General features: G+C 64.3%; 19 protein-coding genes. 6 read left to right on the forward strand and 13 right to left on the reverse strand.

Annotated elements, in window-relative coordinates; all coding sequences use genetic code 11:
• The first annotated feature begins 74 nt into the window (after nt 1-74).
• From BRAS3843_RS06670 to nagA, 4 genes are read left to right on the forward strand one after another with little or no spacing between them, the layout of a single operon-like run.
• On the forward strand, nt 75-953 hold the full coding sequence (locus BRAS3843_RS06670; protein ID WP_008968014.1) for a BadF/BadG/BcrA/BcrD ATPase family protein: 879 nt from the start codon (nt 75-77) through the stop codon (nt 951-953).
• On the forward strand, nt 944-1,699 hold the full coding sequence (locus tag BRAS3843_RS06675; protein ID WP_035980968.1) for a GntR family transcriptional regulator: 756 nt from the start codon (nt 944-946) through the stop codon (nt 1,697-1,699). Before BRAS3843_RS06670 ends, BRAS3843_RS06675 begins: the two co-directional genes overlap by 10 nt.
• Nucleotides 1,696-2,721: an SIS domain-containing protein gene (locus BRAS3843_RS06680; protein WP_008968016.1), complete on the forward strand. Its 1,026-nt coding sequence runs from the start codon at nt 1,696-1,698 to the stop codon at nt 2,719-2,721. The genes BRAS3843_RS06675 and BRAS3843_RS06680 overlap by 4 nt, the downstream gene beginning before the upstream one ends.
• The gene (nagA, locus tag BRAS3843_RS06685) at nt 2,721-3,860 is read left to right on the forward strand and encodes an N-acetylglucosamine-6-phosphate deacetylase (protein ID WP_008968017.1); all 1,140 of its coding nucleotides are present in this window, start codon (nt 2,721-2,723) and stop codon (nt 3,858-3,860) included. The genes BRAS3843_RS06680 and nagA overlap by 1 nt, the downstream gene beginning before the upstream one ends.
• 69 nt (nt 3,861-3,929) lie before the next feature.
• On the opposite strand, the gene BRAS3843_RS06690 is transcribed toward nagA, so the two are convergent.
• From BRAS3843_RS06690 to BRAS3843_RS06715, 6 genes are read right to left on the reverse strand one after another with little or no spacing between them, the layout of a single operon-like run.
• Nucleotides 3,930-4,979, reverse strand: a complete 1,050-nt coding sequence (locus BRAS3843_RS06690) for a LacI family DNA-binding transcriptional regulator (RefSeq protein ID WP_008968018.1) — start codon at nt 4,977-4,979, stop codon at nt 3,930-3,932.
• Nucleotides 4,976-5,620, reverse strand: coding sequence for a ThuA domain-containing protein (locus BRAS3843_RS06695; RefSeq protein WP_008968019.1), 645 nt, complete (start codon nt 5,618-5,620; stop codon nt 4,976-4,978). Before BRAS3843_RS06695 ends, BRAS3843_RS06690 begins: the two co-directional genes overlap by 4 nt.
• A 10-nt stretch (nt 5,621-5,630) precedes the next feature.
• On the reverse strand, nt 5,631-6,728 hold the full coding sequence (locus BRAS3843_RS06700) for a Gfo/Idh/MocA family oxidoreductase (protein ID WP_008968020.1): 1,098 nt from the start codon (nt 6,726-6,728) through the stop codon (nt 5,631-5,633).
• A gap of 23 nt (nt 6,729-6,751) precedes the next feature.
• On the reverse strand, nt 6,752-7,600 hold the full coding sequence (locus tag BRAS3843_RS06705; protein ID WP_008968021.1) for a carbohydrate ABC transporter permease: 849 nt from the start codon (nt 7,598-7,600) through the stop codon (nt 6,752-6,754).
• On the reverse strand, nt 7,593-8,534 hold the full coding sequence (locus tag BRAS3843_RS06710; protein WP_008968022.1) for a sugar ABC transporter permease: 942 nt from the start codon (nt 8,532-8,534) through the stop codon (nt 7,593-7,595). The genes BRAS3843_RS06705 and BRAS3843_RS06710 overlap by 8 nt, the downstream gene beginning before the upstream one ends.
• Nucleotide 8,535: 1 nt before the next feature.
• Nucleotides 8,536-9,795: an extracellular solute-binding protein gene (locus BRAS3843_RS06715; protein WP_008968023.1), complete on the reverse strand. Its 1,260-nt coding sequence runs from the start codon at nt 9,793-9,795 to the stop codon at nt 8,536-8,538.
• Between the two features lie 393 nt (nt 9,796-10,188).
• Between BRAS3843_RS06715 and msrA the strand changes: the two genes are divergently transcribed.
• Nucleotides 10,189-10,701, forward strand: a complete 513-nt coding sequence (gene msrA / locus BRAS3843_RS06720) for a peptide-methionine (S)-S-oxide reductase MsrA (RefSeq protein WP_008968024.1) — start codon at nt 10,189-10,191, stop codon at nt 10,699-10,701.
• A gap of 101 nt (nt 10,702-10,802) precedes the next feature.
• On the opposite strand, the gene BRAS3843_RS06725 is transcribed toward msrA, so the two are convergent.
• The 3 genes from BRAS3843_RS06725 to BRAS3843_RS06735 are packed head-to-tail and all read right to left on the reverse strand — an operon-like array spanning nt 10,803 to nt 14,760.
• Nucleotides 10,803-11,225 carry a RidA family protein gene (locus BRAS3843_RS06725; RefSeq protein WP_008968025.1) on the reverse strand — a complete coding sequence of 141 codons (423 nt, stop codon included), beginning with the start codon at nt 11,223-11,225 and terminating at the stop codon, nt 10,803-10,805.
• 21 nt (nt 11,226-11,246) lie between these two features.
• Nucleotides 11,247-12,425, reverse strand: a complete 1,179-nt coding sequence (locus BRAS3843_RS06730; RefSeq protein ID WP_008968026.1) for an acyl-CoA dehydrogenase family protein — start codon at nt 12,423-12,425, stop codon at nt 11,247-11,249.
• Between the two features lie 16 nt (nt 12,426-12,441).
• A complete protein-coding gene (locus tag BRAS3843_RS06735) occupies nt 12,442-14,760 on the reverse strand; it encodes a bifunctional salicylyl-CoA 5-hydroxylase/oxidoreductase (protein WP_008968027.1) in 2,319 nt (772 codons plus the stop codon).
• 427 nt (nt 14,761-15,187) lie between these two features.
• Between BRAS3843_RS06735 and BRAS3843_RS06740 the strand changes: the two genes are divergently transcribed.
• Nucleotides 15,188-15,532 carry a MarR family transcriptional regulator gene (locus BRAS3843_RS06740; RefSeq protein ID WP_244425138.1) on the forward strand — a complete coding sequence of 115 codons (345 nt, stop codon included), beginning with the start codon at nt 15,188-15,190 and terminating at the stop codon, nt 15,530-15,532.
• Nucleotides 15,533-15,545: 13 nt separating this feature from the next.
• Here BRAS3843_RS06740 and BRAS3843_RS06745 read toward each other — a convergent pair whose 3' ends face one another.
• The 4 genes from BRAS3843_RS06745 to BRAS3843_RS06760 all read right to left on the reverse strand — a co-directional run.
• Nucleotides 15,546-17,204 carry an ATP-dependent acyl-CoA ligase gene (locus BRAS3843_RS06745; protein WP_008968029.1) on the reverse strand — a complete coding sequence of 553 codons (1,659 nt, stop codon included), beginning with the start codon at nt 17,202-17,204 and terminating at the stop codon, nt 15,546-15,548.
• Nucleotides 17,205-17,219: 15 nt separating this feature from the next.
• Nucleotides 17,220-18,377, reverse strand: coding sequence for an ABC transporter substrate-binding protein (locus tag BRAS3843_RS06750; RefSeq protein ID WP_008968030.1), 1,158 nt, complete (start codon nt 18,375-18,377; stop codon nt 17,220-17,222).
• Nucleotides 18,378-18,433: 56 nt separating this feature from the next.
• Nucleotides 18,434-19,216, reverse strand: a complete 783-nt coding sequence (locus tag BRAS3843_RS06755) for a cyclase family protein (protein ID WP_008968031.1) — start codon at nt 19,214-19,216, stop codon at nt 18,434-18,436.
• A 33-nt stretch (nt 19,217-19,249) separates the two neighbouring features.
• On the reverse strand, nt 19,250-20,382 hold a 1,133-nt coding region (locus BRAS3843_RS06760), incomplete at its 5' end, for an SDR family NAD(P)-dependent oxidoreductase (RefSeq protein WP_083841328.1).

A 20,382-nucleotide genomic window follows, 5' to 3' on the forward strand; every position in this document is an offset into this window, starting at 1 on the left:
TACCTCTTGTATTTGTTTTAGGCGCGTGACATACCACTTGTCTAGAGGTGTTATGGTATTTTTTAGGAGGCATCTTGGCGACGACGCAGTTCTTCCTCGGTGTGGACGGTGGCGCAACGCGCTGCCGCGCGAGGCTGCGGGATTCGTCCGGCCGCGAGCTGGGGCGCGGGCTCGGGCCGGCGTCGAACATCTATCTCGATTTCGACGAGGCCATGCGGGTCGTCCGCGAAACCATTGAGGCTGCGATCGCCGGCGGTACTGCCACTCAGGAGATCGCGGTCGGCCTCAGCCTCGCCGGGCTTTCGGACGAGAAGGAAGCGGAGCGCGTTGCTGCTGCCCTGCCCGGCTTTGCGCGCGTCGTCGCCGTCAATGATGCGGTCGCGGCCTGCGTCGGCGCCAACGGCCTTGGCGATGGCGGCCTGATCATCGCGGGCACGGGCTCGGCCGGCATCGCTCGCGTTGGAGCCAAGACGACCATCATCGGCGGCCGCGGCTTCTGGCTCGGCGACGACGGGTCCGCTGCACGCCTCGGTGAAGCGGCGCTACGCGCGACCTTGCGCGCGCTCGACGGCCTCGAACCGGCGAGCGGACTCGCAACGGCGCTGGCGCGTCATTTCGATAGCGATCCGCTGCGAATGAGCCGGTGGGCATCGGATGCAAGGCCCCGCGACTATGGCGCCTTCGCACCCCAGATTCTGGAGGTCGCCAGGTCTGGCGATGGACGCGCGCGTGAAATTGTCGGCGAAGCCGCCGGCGCGATTGCGGCGCTCGCGAATGCTTTGGGTGCACTCGGTGCCGAACGCATCGCGCTCGCTGGCGGCTTCGGTGAGCCCTTGCGTCCCTTTCTGCCGCCTGATGTCGCGCAGCGCCTCTCCCAGCCTCGGCGCGACGCAGTCGACGGTGCGATCCTGCTTGCCGGCGGAAAACTCGCGGACGACGCCTCATGTCCATGATGGTGGAGGCCGCACCAGGCCAGAAACTCTATCGCGCGGTGGTCGACGCGCTTCGGCGCCAGATCGAGACCGGACGTTTCGCGGAGACGCAACTACTTCCGGCCGAGCGCGAATTGTGCGAGCTGCTCGACGTATCGCGCACGACCTTGCGCAAGGCGATTGCGGATCTGATCGACGAAGGCGTGTTGTATCACCGCCACGGCGCCGGCACCTTCATTCATCGCGCAACTCCACGCGTCGAACAGCCCTCTTCGCGCCTGACAAGCTTCACCGAGGACATGCGGCTGCGCGGATTGGAAGCGAGTTCGCGCGAGCTCGAGCGCGGCGTGTTCCTGCCGACGCCGGAAGAGGCCATGATGCTCGGCGCAGGGCCGAACGAACGCGTATTCCGACTCGGCCGTTTGCGGCTGGCCGACGGCTCACCCATGGCGATCGAGCGCGCCGCCATCCCGATGCGCTATCTGCCGGAACCGGACTCCGTCGGCGCCTCGCTTTACGAGGCGCTCGCCTCGCGCGGCTTCAAGCCAACCCGCGGCCTGCAGCGCTTGCGTGCGACGCTCGTCTGCGACGCGGATGCGGACCTGCTCGGTGTCGCGCACAACAGTCCGGCGCTCTATATCCAGCGGATCGCCTATCTCGCCGACGGCTCCTGCGTCGAATTCACGAAATCCTGGTACCGCGCCGACGCCTATGATTTCGTCTCCGAACTCACTCTGTCACCGCCGATCCGAAAGGCGCGCCGATGACCAGCACCATGCTGCGGGAGATCGGCGAGGCAGCCGAAGCGGTCGGGCGTCAGCTTGGTCACAATGTCGATCGGCTCGCCGAGCTTGGAGCGCGGCTGCGGGCACTGGATCCGCCGCTCGTTGCGACCATTGCCCGCGGCTCGTCGGATTGCTGTGCGCTCTATCTGAAATATCTCGTCGAGATCGCGTCCGGTATTCCTTGCGCCTCCATCGGCCCGTCCATCGCGACGCTTTATCGGACGCCGATGCGGCTTGGGGGCTGCGTTTCCGTGGCGATCTCGCAATCCGGGCGCAGCCCCGATATCGTTGACATGCAGCGCGCGGCGCGACGCGGCGGAGCATTGGCCGTTGCATTGGTCAATGACGTGGCCTCGCCACTCGCCGAAGAGACCGAGGTTCTACTGCCGTTGTGCGCGGGCGCAGAACATTCGGTCGCTGCGACCAAGTCGATGGTCGCAGGTCTCGCCGCAGGCGCCAGCCTCGTGGCAGCCTGGCGCGAGGATCAGCAACTCGCAGATGCTCTCTCCGGCCTGCCGGAGATCTTGCGCGGACAGACGGCGGCACCGCCCACGGAGATGCTGGAGCAGCTCGCGAATGCCCGCAGTGCTTTCGTGCTCGGCCGCGGCGCGACGCTCGCGATCGCCGCGGAGGCGGCGTTGAAGCTCAAGGAAACCTGTGCGATCCATGCCGAAGCCTACTCCGCGGCTGAGGTGCTGCATGGCCCGGCCGAGCTCGTGGAGTCCGGCTTTCCGGTCATCGCTTTTCTGCCGTCCGACGCGGCCCGCCAGGGCATGCTGCCGACGCTCGCGACGCTAGCCGATGCGGGCGCGACCGTGATCGCGATCGAGGCGGGCGGCGCGGACGACGCCCATCGTCTTGCCACGGCGAAAGTCGAGGCGACCCTGCTGGAGCCCGTCGTCATGATCCACCGCTTCTACCGCCTTGCCGAGGCGCTTGCGCTGCGGCTCGGGCGCGACCCGGACCGTCCGCGCAACCTTCGCAAGGTGACGGAGACCCTTTGATGATCGTTCTGTCCGGCGCGCGCATTTTCGATGGCGAACGCTTTCGCGATGACCACGCGGTTGTCGTCGAAGCCGGGCGCATCGCCGCGATCGTCCCCTACTCCGAGAAACCTCGCGGCGCCGTGCGCGATCTCGGCGGCGGCCTGCTTGCGCCCGGCTATATCGATGTGCAGGTGAATGGCGGCGGCGGCGTCCTGTTCAACGATGACCCGACGCCCGAAGGCATCGCCCGCATCGCCGCTGCCCATCGCAAGCACGGCACCGTCGGCCTACTGCCGACGCTGGTGACCGACGCGACGGAGGTGATGGCCGCGGCGATTGCAGCCACGCGCGGGGCGCGCCATCTGACCCCGGCCACCCTTGGCATCCATCTGGAGGGACCGTTTCTGGATCCGCGCCGCAAGGGTGCGCATGTGCTTAGGTACATCCGCGACCTCGAACCCGGCGACGTCACGACGATCGCCGCGGCGAATTGCGGCGCGGTCATGCTGACGCTCGCCCCCAACCGGGTCGCCGTGGAGCGCATCACCGAACTGGTACAGCACGGCGTGCTGGTCTCGCTCGGCCACTCCGACGCAAGTTATGATCAGGCGTGCGCCGCCGTGAAGGCCGGAGCGCGCGCGTTCACCCATCTGTACAATGCGATGAGTGCGCCGGCCGGACGTGAGCCGGGCATGGTCGGCGCCGCGCTCGATCTCACCGATGCTTTCGTTGGAATCATCGCAGACGGTCACCATGTGCACGACGCGAACTTGCGTATTGCCTTCGCCGCCAAGCGGCATGACCGCTTCATGCTGATTACCGATGCGATGCCGCCGGCGGCCGGCGGGCCCGACCAGTTCGATCTGCAGGGCCGCCGTGTGAGCAGCGTGGACGGCTGTCTGCGGCTCGACGATGGAACGCTCGCGGGATCAGTTCTGACCATGGACGAAGCTGTACGCTATGCCGTCAAGGTCGCGCGGCTAGCCCTCGGCGATGCGCTTGCGATGGCCTCGCGCGTTCCGGCGACGTTCCTGCGGCGCGACACGGAGCTCGGTCGCATCGCGCCCGGACATCTCGCGAGCCTCGTGCATCTCGACGACGACCTGCGGGTGCTCGACACCTGGATCGAGGGGCGGTCGACCGCCGACGGCTCCTGATCCACGCCCACATCGCCGATCGCCATGGCATCGAGGCGCTCACGACCGTGCGACCCCACGGACCCGAAGTTACGGCAGATTGTCCCGCAGAAAAATGTCGATGCGGATGCGTTCCTGGTCGGCGCTGATCGGCTCACCCGAACAATGCGCGAGCAGGACGCGCGCCGCGGACCGCGCCTCGTGGCCGGGATCCTGGTTGATGATCGCATCCAGCGTGCCGCGGACCAGGAAACGCCGCGTGTACTGGGTCAGCTCATGAGTGATCCAGACCACCTCGCGCGCGCGGCCCGAGGCCTCGAGCGCATCGGCGATGCCGCGGTTCCCCGCGCCGCAGCAGTAGATGCCGCGGAGATCGGCATGGCGGGTGAGCAGCGCACCAGCAAGCTTCCGCGTGCGCTCGCTGTCGTCGCGGCCTTCGAGGACCGGTAGCGCGAGCAGGTTCGGATACTCGCTGGACAGGATCTGGTGAAAGCCGAACTGCCGCTCGGTATGATCGCGCAGCGACAACGATCCCGCAATCACAGCGACGGTTCCCTCGCGGCTACCGAGGAAACGTCCCATCAGCGTTGCCGCAGTCCGCCCCGCGGCCGGGTTGTCAATACCGACATAGTGCAGGCGGCGCGAGCTCGGCACGTCCGACACAAGGGTCACCACAGCAACGCCGCGCGCGGCGAGTTCGTCGATAGCTGCGCGCACCCTCGGATGATCGAGCGCGATGACGGCGACGCCCTGATAGACCGGCGACAGGTTTTCGAGCGCGCCGGCCAGCACATCCGGATCGAACACGTCGACATTGAGGATATCAATGAAGCCGCGCTGACCTGCAAGCCAGTCCGCGGTGCGCTGCACCTGCTCGGTCAGATTGGTCATAAAGCTGTTGCTGCCGGTCGGCAACACGAAGGCGAAACGAAAACTCTGCCCACGCGCGAGCCGCGCGGCCGCGACGTCGGCGCGGTAACCGAGCTTGGCGACGGCGGCCTCCACGCGCGCGACAGTCTTGGCCCGCACGCCCTCGCGCCGGTTGACGACACGATCGACAGTGGCAAGCGAAACGCCGGCCGCGCGCGCGACGTCCTCAAGCGTGGCGCGGATCGCCGGCTGGGTCGCGCCGGCCGTCATTCGCGTGCCGCCCACAACATCCCGCGCGTCATCAGCGTTCGGATCTCCGGTACGTCGAGCTCGTAGGCACGGTGGCCGACTGAGGAATAGAACACCCTGCCCGCGCCGTATCGCTTCTTCCAGACCACCGGCATCACCACGCCCTCGATCCAGGGTGCGTGCTCGCCGGTGAAAGTCGTGGTCGCCAACACCTCGTTGGCGGGGTCGACATGCATATAATATTGCTCGGAACGATGCTCGAAACTCTTCAGCCCCCTCATGATGGGATCATCCGGCTTCGTCACATCGACCTTGTAGTCGATGATGTTGCCGGGATGCGCGACCCATTGCCCGCCGCATAGGAACTGATAGTCGACGGACTCGCGGAACGCATCGCACATGCCGCCGTGATGGCCGGCGAGTCCGACGCCGCCCCGCACCGCCGCGCAGAGGTTGAGCGCTTCCGCCTTGTCGATCTTCGACATGGTGTAGATCGGGACGATCAGTGACAGATCGTGAATTGCGGGATCAGCGAACGCCGCCGTCGTGGTCTCGATCCGCACCTCGAAGCCTTCAGCCTTCAGCCACCCCCGGATCATCGAGGCACAGAGATCGGGATCATGTCCCGGCCAGCCGCCCCAAACAATCATTGCGCTGCGCATGTTTCTGTCCTCAGTCGATCTGCCCGGTCTCGCATCCGGCCGGCAGCATCGCCGGTCGCTCCACGCTGCTCTCGATCTTGACGCGTCGCCCTTCATCGGCGGAGGTCTGGAACGCCTCCATCACCTCCAGCACATGGAACGCGATTGCGCCGCTCGCACGATGTGGCCGGTCGTTCAGGATTGCGGATGCCATGTCGGCGACGCCGATGGAACGGAACTCGCCATCGACATGACCGTGCGTCAGCGGCACGGCCTCCCAGTCGCCGCCGGTCTTTGCGACCTGCACCTCGCCCCCGAAGCGGTTCGGGTCCGGCACCAGCATGCTGCCCTTGTCGCCATAGATCTCGATCGGGGCGTGCCGGTGCTTCGGCACGTCAAAGCTCATCGTGACCGAGACGACCGCCCCGCTTTCGAATTCGAGGGTGCCCGCGACATGGGTCGAAACCTCGACCGGGATCAGCGTGCCGTTGTTGGGCTGGCTGGTAACCAGGCGTTCCGATTTCGGCCGTGCGGTCGAACCCATCACGCTCGCGACCGGGCCGAGCAACTGCACGAGATCGGTGATGTAGTATGGGCCCATGTCAAGCATCGGCCCGCCGCCACGCAGATAATAGAACCCCGGCGCAGGATGCCAGCGCTCGTGGCCGGGGCAGCCGAAGAAGGCGCTGCCGGCCACAGGCGTGCCGATCGCGCCGTCGTCGATCAGCTTACGCGCGGTCTGGTGCCCACCGCCGAGGAACGTGTCGGGCGCGCAGCCGACGCGCAGGTTTCTCTCGGCGGCGAGTTCCATCACCTTGCGGGCTTCCGCCACGTTGATGCCGAGTGGTTTCTCGGAATAGACATGCTTGCCGGCATTCAGCACCGCGAGACTGACATCGGTATGGGCCAGCGGCACCGTGAGATTGATGACGATCTCGATGTCATCGCGCTTGAGTAAGTGATCGACCCGCATCACCGGCAATCCGAAGGCGGCGCCCTGGCGCTCCGCAGCGTCGCTGCGCATATCGGCAACCGCCTTGATCTCCATCATCGGGAAGCGCTGGGCTGCCGTCAGATAGGCGGTGCTGATATAGCCGCAGCCAACGATTCCGACCCCTACTTTTCTCATTATGTTCTCCGTGAGCTATGGACTCATCCCTTGACCGCGCCTGACGTGAGGCCGGCGACGATGTGCTTCTGAGCCAGCAGGAAGAAAATGATCGTCGGCAGGATGGTCAGCGTGATGAAGGTCAGGATCAGGTTCCACTCGGAGGAATACTCGCCTTGGTAAACCATGATGCCGAGCGGCCATGGATAGAGCGCATCGGTGTTGAGCATCACAAGCGGCAACAGATAGGCGTTCCAGCTGTTGACGAAGGTAATGGTACCGACGGTCGCCAGGATTGGTCGCGACAAAGGCAGCGTCACGTAGCGGAAGAACTTGATGTAGCTGCAGCCGTCGACCAGCGCCGCTTCGAGCAGTTCGTAGGGAATGTCCTTGAAGAAGCGCCGCAGCAGCAGCACGCTCATGGCGAGACTAAAGGCCACCTGCGGCAGCGCGACGCCCAAATAGGTATCGAGCAGCCCGAGATCGCGGACCCTGATGAAGAGCGGCAACACGGCGGTCGCTGCCGGAAACAGCAGGCCGAGCGTCAGGTAGCTCAGCAACATCGAGCTGCCGTAGAACCTGACATGGGCGAAGGTGAACGCCGCCATCGAGGCGACAATCAGGGTCAATGTCACCGCCAGCGTGGAGATGATCAGCGAGTTGCGCAAGAGCTGCCAGTAGCGCGCTGACAACAGGATGTCGGCATAGTTCTGCCACTCCCAGTGATCAGGGAGGCCAAACGGATTGACGCGCAATTCGCCGAGGGATTTGAAGCCGCCGAGCACGGTCGCGAGCAGCGGCACCAACACGACGACGGCGACAACGGCAAGGAACACCACCTTGAACAGCAGGGCGGGATCGAGCGCTGTTTGGGTGGTCTCGGCCCTACTCATCGCGCATGAACCATCGCTTGTACGTGAAGGCAAAGGTGACGCAGATCACGAACAGAATGACGCCGATGGCGCTGCCATAGCCGACCCGCATGCGGGAGATGCCATTGTTGTAGAGGAAGCTCACCAGCGTGTTCGAGGAATCCGCGGGCCCCCCGCGCGTCAGCGGCATGACCAGGTCGAACAGCTGCAGCGAGCCGATGATAGCGAAGAACACCGAGAGCCGGATGGTCGGATAAAGCAAGGGGATGATGACATGGCGCAGGGTTTGCGATCGTGTCGCGCCGTCGATCCGGGCGGCTTCGATCAAACTTTTGTCGAGGCTCTGGAGCGCCGCGATGAACAGCATCATGTGGAAGCCGAAGTACTTCCAGACGATTACGATCAGCACCGCCAGCATCGCGGTGTCAGTCGAGGCCAGGAGATGTGGCGGCTCGGCTCCGAAGGTGCGCCAGATCGAGGCGACGAGACCATAGTCGCCATCATACACGAAGCTGAAGATCAGCCCGGTCGCGATCTCGGCCAGGATATAGGGCATGAAGAACAGCATGCGCAGCGCCACCGCCCCGCGAAAACGTTCCGCAAGCATCAGGGCCAGCGACAGCGCCAGCGGCAGCTGGATCGCAAGCGAGACCACGATGATCATGCCGTTGTTGCGGAGCGCGAGCCAGAACGCCCGCGTTTGGAACACGAAGCGGTAATTGTCGAAGCCGATCCAGTTGGTTGGCCTGCCGAAACCGTTCCAGTTGAAGGCCGAGTACCAGCCGGCCTCGCCGATTGGCAGCACCACGAACAGCGTGAACAACAGCAGCGCCGGCGGCAGGAACAGGACCAGGACGGTGAAGCGGCCATCCCAGCTCGGGCCGCGCACCACGAGCGGCGAGAACGATGTCTCCGCAACGCCTATCGTCGGCGAACTCGCGATCCGCCGCGCCACGTCAGTTCCCCTGCTTCCACGCCGCCTCGATCGCCTGAGCCGCGTCTTTTGGGCTCATGCTGCCGCCGGCGATCTCAGCGGTGACGTCGTTGACGACGCGACCGACCGAGGGGCCGAGGCTTTGGTCGTAGAAGTTCTGGTGGTAGTTCGACTTCGCCAGATTGGCGGCAATCCGCTTCATGAAGGAGCTCTTGAAGCCGGCATCCGCACCCTGCACCACGGGGATGATGAAGTTGCCTGCCGCAAGCCGCGTCTGCACGTCCTTCGAGATGAAGTACTTCAAGAAATCGACCGCTTCCTTCGGGGAGTTCTTGGTGATCAGCCAGCCGGTGATGCCGCCGAGCGTGTCGGACGGCGCGCCCTTGCCGCCGGCCACCACCGGAAAGTCGAACCAGCACATCTTCTCTTCGCTCAATCCGACCTTGTCCGCGGCGAGCGCGCGCTGCGATTGATAGACCGTGCTGATCGCGAGCGTCATCGCCGCGTTGCCATCGGCGAAATAGCCGACGGCCTGCGGATTCTTGAAGCCGAGAAAGCCGTTCTGGAACGGCTGGAGATCGACGAGCTGTTTGAACAGCTCACCGGATTTCTGGAAGGTCTCGCCGGCGAAGCCGCCATTCTCGCCCCGCAGGGCCGCATCGAACGCCGGCTTGCCGCCGATACGCACCGCAAGATAGGTCCAATAGAAGTGCAACGGCCACTTGTCGGCGCCGCCAACCACGATCGGGGTCACGCCGGCCGCCTTCAACGTCTTCACGGCCGCAAGCAGATCGTCCCAGCTCTTGATCCCTGCGGGATCGACCTTGGCCTTGGCCATCAGTTCCTTGTTGCAGAGAAAGCCGACCTGCGACACCGCGGTGGGCAGGCCATAGATCCGGCCATTGCTGGTGAAGGCGGCGAGCGCCGCCGGCGTCAGGCTGTCGCTGTAACCCTTCACCTGATCGGTAATGTCCTCGAGGACATCAGCCTCGATTTGCGCTTTCAGGACGCCGCCGGCCCAGCTGTAGATGATGTTCGGCCGATCCTTGGATTGCAGGATGGTCGGCAGTTTGGCCTTATAGGCCTCGTTCTCGAGGTACTGCATCTCGACCTTGACGCCCGGATGCGACGCCTCATAGGCGCGCGCGACCTCCTCCCAGACCTTCACCTGGGATGGATCTTGCTCGATGTGCAACCACTTGACGATCGTGTCAGCTGCGGCGGCGTTGGCCCAAAGCAAGCATGCGGCAGCGGCGAGTTCCAGCCTCCCGAGCAGTCTCATCCAGTCCTCCCGATCGTTTTCTATCTTTGGATGTATCCTGTCTTCAATTCGTGAGGTGCGCAACTAAAATTCTGATCTATGTACCTCACGCGGGAACCGGCCGGAGTCTGCAGGCGGATTGGGCGACGCGGCGCAGCGGTCCAGCGATCGAAGCTGCTTCGACCTCGCGATGGCCCTCAATCCAACGGGCCGCGACCGCACTCGCTCCGAATAGCTGGGGCGGGCGCTACGCCTCCCACCGGATATCGTCCTGAAATCGAGATCCCGTTCGAACCCTATTGCCGGTGCAGTTTGCACCGCACCCAACCAGCTCGCGGGCAGCGCCGTTGTCCCGAGCGCAGCGAATGCTTATCTTTTGGCAGCCGAAGCAACTTCAGAATCTGGAAATTTGACATGGACGGAAAACGAGAACGCGCTGTTCTGGCGGGCGGCTGCTTCTGGGGGATGCAGGACCTGATCCGAAAGATGCGCGGGGTCATCGCGACGCGGGTCGGCTACACGGGCGGCGACGTCCCGAACGCGACCTATCGTAACCACGGCACGCATGCCGAGGCGATCGAGATCGTCTTCGATCCCGCCGTCATCAGCTACCGCGATCTGTTGGAATTTTTCTTTCAGATTCACGACCCCAGCACACTCAACCGGCAGGGCAATGACCGCGGGCTGAGCTACCGCTCGGCGATTTTCTACACGAACCCTGAGCAGGAGCGGATTGCGCACGAAACGATCGCCGACGTCGATGCGTCCGGACTCTGGCCGGGGCCGGCGACGACCGAGGTCGCTCCGGCCGGAGATTTCTGGGTGGCCGAGCCGGAACACCAGGATTACCTGGAGCGCTATCCGGATGGCTACACCTGTCACTTCGTCCGGCCGAACTGGAAACTGCCGCATCGAAAGGCTTCCTAGCGCCGATCTGACGTCAGTCACTTATCCGAACGTTCTCAGGCGGCTCGCCGAGCTTGGCGATCCGCCTCGTCTCGAGAAGTTCAGCCAACGCCCGGCCGTCGTCAGCGCGGGAGGACGGCCGTCGCTTCGATCTCTACGCGAGCTGATGCCTCGACAAGGCGCACAACCTGCACCAGCGCCATGCTGGGATAATGAGTGCCGATGACGTCTCGATAGACTTTGCCGAGCGCCTTTAGATTGGTGACGTATTCGTCCATGTCGACGACGTACCAGGTCAGGCGCACGAGGTGATCCGGTCGCGCTCCGCCCTCTGCCAGAATCGCGACGATGTTTTCGAGCGTCTGGCGAACCTGCGCAACAAAGCCCTCGGCAAAGCGCCCAGCAACGTCCCAGCCGACGACCCCACCCGTCACGACAAGGCGTCCTTCGGCCATCACGCCGTTCGCATACCCTTTCGGCTGCGGCCAACCGCTGGGCTGAAGCACTTGCAGACCGCCGGTCACGGCAGCTTCTGGCTTTCTCATCGTACTCAATTCTCGATCCTTTCAGCGCGGCTTCAAAAGCTCGCGCGCCACAATCAGTTTCTGGACCTCGGTCGCGCCCTCGTAAATGCGCAACGCCCGGATTTCGCGGTAAAGGCTTTCGACAACCTCGCCCTTGCGCACGCCGCGGCCGCCGAACATCTGGACGGCGCGGTCGATGACGTGCTGCGCGGTCTCGGTCGCCGTCAGCTTCGCCATGGCAGCTTCGCGCGTCGTCGGCAGCTTCTGGACGTCGCGGCGCCAGGCTGCGCGGTAGGTCAGGAGCGCGGCAGCATCGGTGTCGGTCGCCATATCGCCGAGCGCGGCCTGGGTCAGCTGGAGATCTCCCAGAGTCGCACCGAACATCTGCCGGCTGCGCGCGTGCGACAGCGCTTCGTCCAGCGCCCGCCGGGCAAAGCCGAGAGCTGCAGCCGCGACCGATGCGCGGAAGATATCGAGCGTCTGCATCGCCAACTTGAACCCGCCGCCCGGCACGCCGAGGCGGCGGGCCGCTGGGATCCGGCAATTGGCAAAGCGCAAGGTCGCCAGCGGATGCGGCGCGATCACATCGATGCGGTCGGCGATCTCGAAGCCGGGATCATCGGGGAAGACGACGAAGGCCGAGATGCCGCGCGCGCCCGGCGCCTCGCCGGTTCGCGCAAACAGCGTGTAGACATCGGCAATGCCGCCGTTCGAGATCCAGGTCTTCTCACCGTCGATGACGTAGTCGTTTCCGTCGGCACGCGCCGTGCAGGACATGGCCGCGACGTCCGATCCTGCCTCCTTCTCCGACAGCGCGAAGGCCGCCAGCCATTCGCCGGAGCGAACCTTCGGCAGCACGGCCTTGCGCAGCTCCGCCGAGCCGCCCAGTGCAATCGCGCCGGAGCCGAGCCCCTGCATCGCGAAGGCGAAATCGGCGAGGCCGTCGGCATAGGCCAGCGACTCGCGCGACAGGCAGATCGAGCGGGAATCGATCGTCGTCGCATCGCCATCGGGTGCCGCGACCGCGCAATCGAGCAAACCCGCCTCGCCCATTGCGCGCACGAGCCTGCGGCAGGCCCCATCGACATCGTTGTGATCGATCTGGTCGAGGGCTCCCGACCGCACGAAGCGGTCGAGCGCCTCGCCGATCGCGTGATGGCGCGGCTCGAAAAACGGCCAGTCGAGCCATTCGCGCCTGATCACCTTTGCCACGGAGCTCATCTGATCCCTCCTCCGCTTACTGCGCGGCCGCAGCGGCGGCACGCGCCAGATTGGCTTCGTATTGCCCCTTGGCGGACAGGTACTGTTTTGGCCAACTGATTGCATTGACGCCGATGCGCGCGGCCTCGTGCAGCGTCCATGCCGGGTCCGCCAGATGCGGCCGCGCAATGGCGCAGAGATCGGCGCGACCCGCAGCGAGGATCGAGTTGGCGTGGTCGGCCTCGGAGATCGCACCTACCGCGATCGTCTCTATGCCGACCTCGTTACGGATCAGGTCGGCGAAAGGCGTCTGGAACAGGCGTCCATAGATCGGCCGCTCCTCCTTCCAGACCTGCCCCGACGAACAATCGATGACGTCTGCCCCTGCCTCCTTGAACATCGCAGCAAAGATCGCCGCGTCGGCCGGGGTGTTGCCGCCTTCGGTCCAGTCATGGCAGGACAGGCGCACCGACATCGGCCGACCGGAAGGCCACGCCGCGCGCATCGCGTTGAACACCTCCAGCGGAAAACGCGCACGGTTGGCGTGACTGCCGCCGTACTCATCAGTCCGCCGGTTGGTCAGCGGCGACAGGAAGCTCGATAGCAGATAGCCGTGAGCGCAATGGAGTTCGAGCCACTCGACGCCCGCGGCCGCCGCGCGGCGGGTTGCCGCGACGAAATCGTCGCGCACACGGTCCATGTCGCCGCGGTCCATGGCCCGCGGCAGCTGGCTGTGGGGCAGATAGGGCAGCGCCGACGCCGAGATCAGCGGCCAATTGCCGGCTTCCAGCGGTTGATCAATCCCCTCCCATGCAAGCCTGGTCGATCCCTTCCGCCCGGCATGGCCGAGCTGGATGCCGACCTTGGCATGTCCGAGGCTATGGATCAGGTCGACCAGACGGCGCCACTGCGCGGCTTGAGCGTCGTTCCAGAGCCCGAGGCAGCCCGGCGTGATCCGCGCGTCCGGCGAGACACAGGTCATCTCGGCGAAAATCAGCCCTGCCCCGCCCATCGCGCGCGCGCCGAGATGAGCGATGTGGAAATCATTGATGAGACCGTCCTGCGCCGAATACATCGCCATCGGCGAGACCATGATGCGGTTCGCGAGCGACAGACCGCGCACGCGGTGCGGCGTCAGCATCGGTGGTGGCACCCGTTCGCCGTCCTTGACGGCGATCCCTGAGCGCGCGGCGAACCAGCGCTCGAAGCCTTCCAGCCAGGTGCGATCGCGCAGGCGCAGGTTTTCGTGACTGATGCGCTGGGAGCGTGTCAGCATCGAATAGAAGAACTGCGGTGGCTCGAGCGTATCGGCATAACGGCGGCCAACCACCTCGAACCATTCCATGGCGTTGCGCGCTGCGTTCTGGATGCGCGCAACATCGACGCGGCGTACCTCCTCATAGGCCTCCAGCACGGTTTCGATGCTGCCGCGGTCGTGACCATGGCGATCGAACTGGTTGGCGAGCTCGATGGCGTCGTCAAGCGCGAGCTTGGTGCCCGACCCGATCGCGAAATGCGCGGTGTGCGCAGCGTCCCCCATCAGCACGACATGGGAGCGACCATTGAATATGCTCCATTTGCCGCAGATCAGGCGGCTGAAATTGAGCCAGGCCGAGCCGCGCAGATGGCGGGCGTTGGTCAGGAGCTTGGCGTCATCGAGCGTCTCGGCGAAGAGCTTTTCACAGAAATCAATCGATCCCTGCTGATCCAGCTCGCCTAGTCCGTGCGCGCTGAATGTGTCCTCGGTGGTCTCGACGATGAAGGTCGATGTATCGCGGTCGAACTTATAGATGTGGGCCTGGAACCAGCCGTGCTCAGTTCTGCGGAAGTCGAAGGTAAATGCGTCGAATGCCTTCTTGGTCCCGAGCCAGATATACCGGTTCGGCCTCACCACCAGATCGGGCTGGAACTGATCGGCATAGCGCGCACGTATCCTGGAGTTGATGCCGTCTGCCGCAACGATCAGATCCGCGTCCGGAAATTCGAGATCGGACTCGACGTCGCGCTCGAAAACCAGCTCTACCCCAAGCGCCTCACATCGCTTCTGCAGAATGTTGAGCAGATGCTTGCGGCCGATGCCGATGAAACCGTGGCCGGTCGTGCGCTGGCGCGTTCCCTTGAAGACGAGTTCGATGTCATCCCAGTGGTTGAAGGCGTCCTCGATCTCTGCCGCGCTCTCGGGGTCGGCAAGACGCATGGCGGACATCATGGCGTCGGAGAACACGACGCCCCATCCGAAGGTGTCGTAAGGCTTGTTGCGCTCGACGACTGTGATCGCATGTTCGGGATGCCGGCGTTTCATCAGGAGGCCCAGATAAAGCCCGGCCGGGCCGCCGCCGATACAGACTATGCGCATGATCCCTCGCTTTCGGGCGCCACGAGCCACCGATCAATTATTTTAAGTATAAAATAATTCGCTCGATGGCCGGATGTCAAGGCGCTTCGGCGAGTTACCGTCCATAGCTGGGCGCGTATTTTCCAGCTGGCAATAACCTGCAAATGCGCCGCGCGGTCGGCCCATCCGGCTGCCGCCGGCGAAGCCTTGCATTTACTTTTGGCACAAAATATCTTGCGAGCTGTTCGCCAAAGCATCAGCTTTCAAGAGGCCCGGGAGAATTGATTTGGCACTCGCGAAGGAGTCCACACCTGTTTCGACCAGGAATGAGGCCGATCAGGAGGCCGAATATAGGGCTCAGACACGGCTTTGGCTTCGGCTCCTTGCCTGCACGACCCTGATCGAAGGCGAGCTGCGGCGCCGTTTTCGCGAAGAGTTCGATTTCACGATGCCCCGCTTCGATGTTCTTGCGCAGCTCGACCGCGAGCCGAGCGGACTTGTGCTGGGAGAACTGCCCAAGCGCCTGATGGTCTCGGCCGGGAACCTCACGCCTATCGTCGACCGCCTAGTCGAGGACGGATATATCACCCGCACGCCGTCCAACCTCGATCGTCGTGTGCAGATCGTCTGTATGACGGTCGAAGGCCGGAAAGCCTTCAGGCGCATGGCCAAGAGTCACGGAGCGTGGCTCGCCGAGCTGCTGGCGGATGTCCCGGCGGACCGGCTCGAGGGACTGACCGGCGAGCTCGACGAACTCAAGGGCGCCGTCCGGGACGCGCTGCAAAAACCCTGAGCGGACGCGACTGTCAGCGTCGCAACCTGACTCCGGCCTTCTCGCGATCCCACGTATCGGTGGTCAGGCCCGCCTCACGCAGCACGCCTTTCTTGATCTTGCCGTTCTCGGTCAGCGGCATTCGACTGACGATGCGCACGTAGCGTGGAATGGCAAAATAGGCGATCCGCCCTTCGCAATGCCTGATGATGTCGACGGGCTCCAACGATTGCCCTGGCTCGAGCAGGATCGCGGCGGCGACTTCGTCCTCGCCCAGCTCGGAGGGCAGCGGATAGATGGCGCAGCCCGCGACTGCAGGATGAGAGAGGATGCTCTGCTCGACCTCCCACGAGGACACGTTCTCGCCACGCCTTCGGATCGAATCCTTCATGCGGTCGATAAAGCGGTAGTGCCCGTCTGAATCGCGAACCACTCGGTCGCCAGAATGAAACCACAGATTTTGCCAGGCATCGACCGTCTTCTCCGGCATACCGAAATAGCCGGAGGCGAAAGCAAAGGGTTCTCTGGCGCGGAGAACGAGCTCACCGGCCTGCCCATCAGGCAGCTCTGAATCGTTCTCATCGACGATCCGGGCCTCAAAGCCATCAGCCAGATAACCCATCGTCCCCGGACGATCGGACGGAATCGCGCCAGCGAACACGAAATTGGTCTCGGTCGACCCGTAGCCGTCGACCAGCGGCACGCCAAACCGCGCGAGGAATGGAGCGTGGATTTGTGGCGGCACGCCGCCGCCAAGGGCCACGCGAAGGCGATGCATCGAATCGTCCGCGCCGTTCGGCTGCGCCAGAAGCATCGAGGCCATGGCGCCGAGCAGATAGCCGACAGTCGCATTGTGCCGTCGCGCGGCGGCCCAAAAACCGGAAGCGGAGAATTTCGGCTCCAGCACATAGGTGCATCCGTTCAGGAGCGCCTGATAGAACGCATTCAGCGCGTTGGTGTGGAACAGGGGCAGCGTCGTGAACAGCACATCCCCTTCGCGGATGCCGAGCGCCCGCGCCGAATAGATGCCCCACCAGAACAGTTGAGCCTGCGGGCAGCACACCCCCTTTGCAGGCCCGGTGGTGCCCGACGTGTAGAGGATCGCAACGGTGTCGCCGGGGCGGATGGCGCCTGCCGGGGTCGCGGCTGTGAGAGCCGGCAACGGTGACGCGCAAAGCCTCGGATCGATTGTCGCGGCGGCAGCCCCGATGATCCAGGTCCGAGGCGGCAGCTCGACAGCCGCCTCGACACTTTCCATCGCGCTAACGAACTGCGCCTCCACCACCAGGAGCGCCGGAGACGAGTTGCGGAAAATGTGGGAGAGCTGGAAGCCGCGCAGCGCGGTGTTGATCGGGACTGCGATGGCCCCGAGCCACGCGCAGCCGAGATAGACCTGCAAGAACTCCGGACGGTTCGAGCACATCAGCGCAACCCGATCGCCCGGCTTGATCCCCGCGTCGACGAGCGCCTGGGCCGACGCGGCCGCAATGTCAGCGGTTTGCGCGAAAGTCCAGCGCGTGTCTCCGGAAACAAGCAGCACGCGCTCGCCATAGCGCTCGGCTTGTCGCGAGAGAATTGTCGGGAGGATCCGATCGGACGGCGGAAACGATATCATCGCGAGCGCCCAGGCCGGTGTCGCCATCTCCTGGCCGACCGTTTCGCTGGTGATCGCCGGCGCCTGGTTCTCCGTCACAACCGTGTCCCCGCCTCAGGGTAACAGCTTGTATTTGCCGTCCTCGATCTGGACCAGAATGCGCGAACGATCGTCGACGCCATGCCGATCCGCCGGCGTATAGGTGTATACGCCCTGCGTTCCGACGACCTCCTTCGTCGCAAACAGCGCCTGGCGAAGTGCCGTGCGGAATTCCGGAGAGCCGGGCTTGGCACCGGTCGCCATCGCGCGCTTGGCGGCGTCGGCGAACACCAACCAACCGTCGAAGGAATAGGACGAGAATGCATCCGTCGGCGCCTCACCATTGGCCTTCTCGAAGGCCGCGCGGAAATCCAGGGCAACCTTCTGGATCGGATTACTGGCCGGAAGCTGCTCGGCCGCGATCACCGGCCCGGTCGGACATATGATGCCATTGGCCGCCTTGCCGGCGAGACGCAGAAAGTCGGCGCTGATCATTCCATTGTTGCCGTAGAGCGGTCCCTTGTAACCACGCTCCGACAAGGCAATGACCGGCAGCGCACCCGGGGTTCCGGTACCACCGAGCATGATGGCGTCGGGACGAGCCGCAAGCGCGCGCAGCACCTGCGCGGTCACCGACGAATCGGATCTGGCATAGCGCTCGTTGCCGACGACCTTGATATCCGCCGCCTTGGCACTCTGCGACAGCGAGTCGAACATGAGATCCCCGAACGCATCCGAGAACCCGATGAACGCCACCGTTTTCAACCCGTGCGCCTTCATGTGATCGACGACGCCCTGCACCAGGAGCGGCATCGGCTGCGGCGTCTGCACCACCCAGGGCCCGCCCTCGCCGGTCGCAACGGGTGCGATCGGAGACACCGCGATCATCGGCACCTTCATCTCGGTCGCGGCGGTCGCCATTGCAAGGGTCTGCGGCGCGCCCGACGTTCCCATCAGGATGTCGACCTTCTCCTGTTCGACGAGCTTGCGCGCGTTACGTGCTGAGGCGGTGGCATCGGAGGCGTCGTCGAGCTGGATGACCCGCACCTTCTCACCACCGATCTCGCCGACATAAGCCTGTCCTGCTGCGATCCCCTTCGCGTTTGGGATGCCGATCGAGGATACCGGTCCGCTCAGACCGGTGACGAAGCCGACAAGGATTTCGGCTTGCGCAATGTGCGGAGCGGCAACAAGCAATGCAGTGGAAAGCAGCAGGCTCTTGATCAAGTTCATGGCGCCCATCTTTTGTGAGAATTTTTGTTCGGATCGGTGAGCGCCACGAATTCGCTTCAGCTTGACGAAACCATCGCGATGACGCGAAGTGGGCTGCCCGAACCGTTCTGGATCTTCAGCGGTGAGGCAACGATGACGGCTCCGGTGGCCGGAAGCTGGTCCAGGTTGCACAGGCATTGCAGGCCGTAGCGGCCGGCCCCGTGCAGGAAGTGATGGGCGGGATACGGCGGCTGGAAATGCCCGGCCTGCCCGGCATCGGTGCCGATGGTCTCGGTGCCGAAGCCAAGAATGCCGCGCTCCTCGACCAGCCACTTCATCACTGCCGCGTTCGGGCCCGGCGTGTGGGCACCGTCATCCCTTAGGCTCGAATAGTCTCGCCAGCCCTTCTTCGACCAGTCGGTCCGCAACAGGACCCAATGGCGCTCCGGAATCCGACCGTGCTGCGCTTCCCAGGCCTCGACGATCGGAACGGTGAGCAGAAAGTCCGCGTCCTGGGCCGCCGGTGCAGAGCAGTCGATGACGCAGGCCGGAGCGATCATGTCCTTCGGTGGCATGGTATCAACGGCGTTATTGGGCAGATCCTTGCCGGTGAACCAGTGAATCGGCGCGTCGAAATGCGTGCCGGTGTGTTCGCCGAAGGTGACATTGTTCCAGTACCAGGCCGGGCCGCGACCGTCGTAGCGCGAGATCTCCTGGATGCGGACCGGCGCCGCCTGGCCGAATTCCGGCGGCAGCACGATGACCGGAAAATCCGGACTGAGCGTAAAGGTCAGATCGACGACGCGCACCGCGCCGGAGGAAATCGCACCCGCCAGTTCCAGCAGAGTCTTGCTTTGCATTGTCACGCCCTCCGGCTTGGTTGAAATCCCGATTTACCTATCGAGCTCGCGCTCGAGCGCTTTCGGATTGGCCATGAGACGTTGCCGGATCTCTTCGGCAACATCTCCGACATACATTTCCTCGAGCCCGCCTCTCAGCCCCGACACGATCGCCTGCGCGACGATACGCGGCGCTACCTTCGGCGGTGGCACGGTCTGGAACCATTCGGTGTCGACCGGCCCCGTGAACAGATTCATCACCTTGACGCCGCCGGGCCTGAGCTCAGCGCGAAGACAGTGCGAGAGCGACAGGCACGCCGCTTGCGAGGCCGAGTAGGCGCCAAAGGCAGGCCAGTTCGCCAGTGCATAGACCGAGAGAATGTTGACCCACGCGACGCTGTTGTTGATGCCATCGGCACCACGCATCCGCATGGCCGGGCCGAAGCCCTGCGCCAGATTGATGAAGCCGAGATAGGCCTGGTCGATCTCGTCCCGTGCGATGCTCGTGCCCTTGCGGTCGAGCAGGCCTCCGGGCCGCACGTATTCCGTTGTATTGACCAGGATGTCGACTTTGCCGCCAATGTCGGCGGCAAGATCGGCCACAGACTTTTCGTCGGCTGCATCAAGGGTGACGATCTCGATGCCGTCCTGACCGCGCAGCAGCTCTTCGCCGGTGAACGGCCGCCACGGCTCGGCGACACCGACGAACACCGTCTTGACGCCTGCGGCCTTCAAGGCAGCGACGGCTTCCTGGCCGATCATGCTGCGGCCGTTGGTCACCAGCACGCGCCGGAATTTCGGGTCGGCCGTCATTTCCCGCCATTGCTTGTCGTCTGCCATGTTGGAAGTCTCCCCCTCGGGATGGGCAAAGGCAACCGCCTGACCGCTCTTATCGAGTTGGAACGACATTCGGACCGGCGCGCCCTCCATGCAGTCGGCATGGAGGTGCGCCACGATCACCGGACCGCAATCCATCTTCACGAGGCCAATGCGCCAGGGCGCCCGCTCGCGGAAATAGACATCGCTCGGCACGCGCGCCGTCGTTTCGGCAAGAAGAATACCTCGTCGTGGGGCATCGACGAAGGCAAGGCTGGCCGACAGACAGGATGGGCAGGCCTCACGCGCTGGATAGGCAAAGGCGCCGCAGGCTTCGCAGCACTGGAGGACGAAGCGTCCTNCGGCGTCCG

The sequence above is a fragment of the Bradyrhizobium sp. STM 3843 genome, assembly GCF_000239815.1.
Taxonomy (GTDB): Bacteria; Pseudomonadota; Alphaproteobacteria; order Rhizobiales; family Xanthobacteraceae; genus Bradyrhizobium.

Coding starts and splice junctions, on each gene's coding strand:
- BRAS3843_RS06675 (WP_035980968.1), top strand. CDS start 944: ATGTCCATGATGGTGGAGGCCGCACCAGGCCAGAAACTCTATCGCGCG.
- BRAS3843_RS06680 (WP_008968016.1), top strand. CDS start 1,696: ATGACCAGCACCATGCTGCGGGAGATCGGCGAGGCAGCCGAAGCGGTC.
- nagA (WP_008968017.1), top strand. CDS start 2,721: ATGATCGTTCTGTCCGGCGCGCGCATTTTCGATGGCGAACGCTTTCGC.
- BRAS3843_RS06690 (WP_008968018.1), bottom strand. CDS start 4,979: ATGACGGCCGGCGCGACCCAGCCGGCGATCCGCGCCACGCTTGAGGAC.
- BRAS3843_RS06695 (WP_008968019.1), bottom strand. CDS start 5,620: ATGCGCAGCGCAATGATTGTTTGGGGCGGCTGGCCGGGACATGATCCC.
- BRAS3843_RS06700 (WP_008968020.1), bottom strand. CDS start 6,728: ATGAGAAAAGTAGGGGTCGGAATCGTTGGCTGCGGCTATATCAGCACC.
- BRAS3843_RS06705 (WP_008968021.1), bottom strand. CDS start 7,600: ATGAGTAGGGCCGAGACCACCCAAACAGCGCTCGATCCCGCCCTGCTG.
- BRAS3843_RS06715 (WP_008968023.1), bottom strand. CDS start 9,795: ATGAGACTGCTCGGGAGGCTGGAACTCGCCGCTGCCGCATGCTTGCTT.
- msrA (WP_008968024.1), top strand. CDS start 10,189: ATGGACGGAAAACGAGAACGCGCTGTTCTGGCGGGCGGCTGCTTCTGG.
- BRAS3843_RS06725 (WP_008968025.1), bottom strand. CDS start 11,225: ATGAGAAAGCCAGAAGCTGCCGTGACCGGCGGTCTGCAAGTGCTTCAG.
- BRAS3843_RS06730 (WP_008968026.1), bottom strand. CDS start 12,425: ATGAGCTCCGTGGCAAAGGTGATCAGGCGCGAATGGCTCGACTGGCCG.
- BRAS3843_RS06735 (WP_008968027.1), bottom strand. CDS start 14,760: ATGCGCATAGTCTGTATCGGCGGCGGCCCGGCCGGGCTTTATCTGGGC.
- BRAS3843_RS06740 (WP_244425138.1), top strand. CDS start 15,188: ATGCCCCGCTTCGATGTTCTTGCGCAGCTCGACCGCGAGCCGAGCGGA.
- BRAS3843_RS06750 (WP_008968030.1), bottom strand. CDS start 18,377: ATGAACTTGATCAAGAGCCTGCTGCTTTCCACTGCATTGCTTGTTGCC.
- BRAS3843_RS06755 (WP_008968031.1), bottom strand. CDS start 19,216: ATGCAAAGCAAGACTCTGCTGGAACTGGCGGGTGCGATTTCCTCCGGC.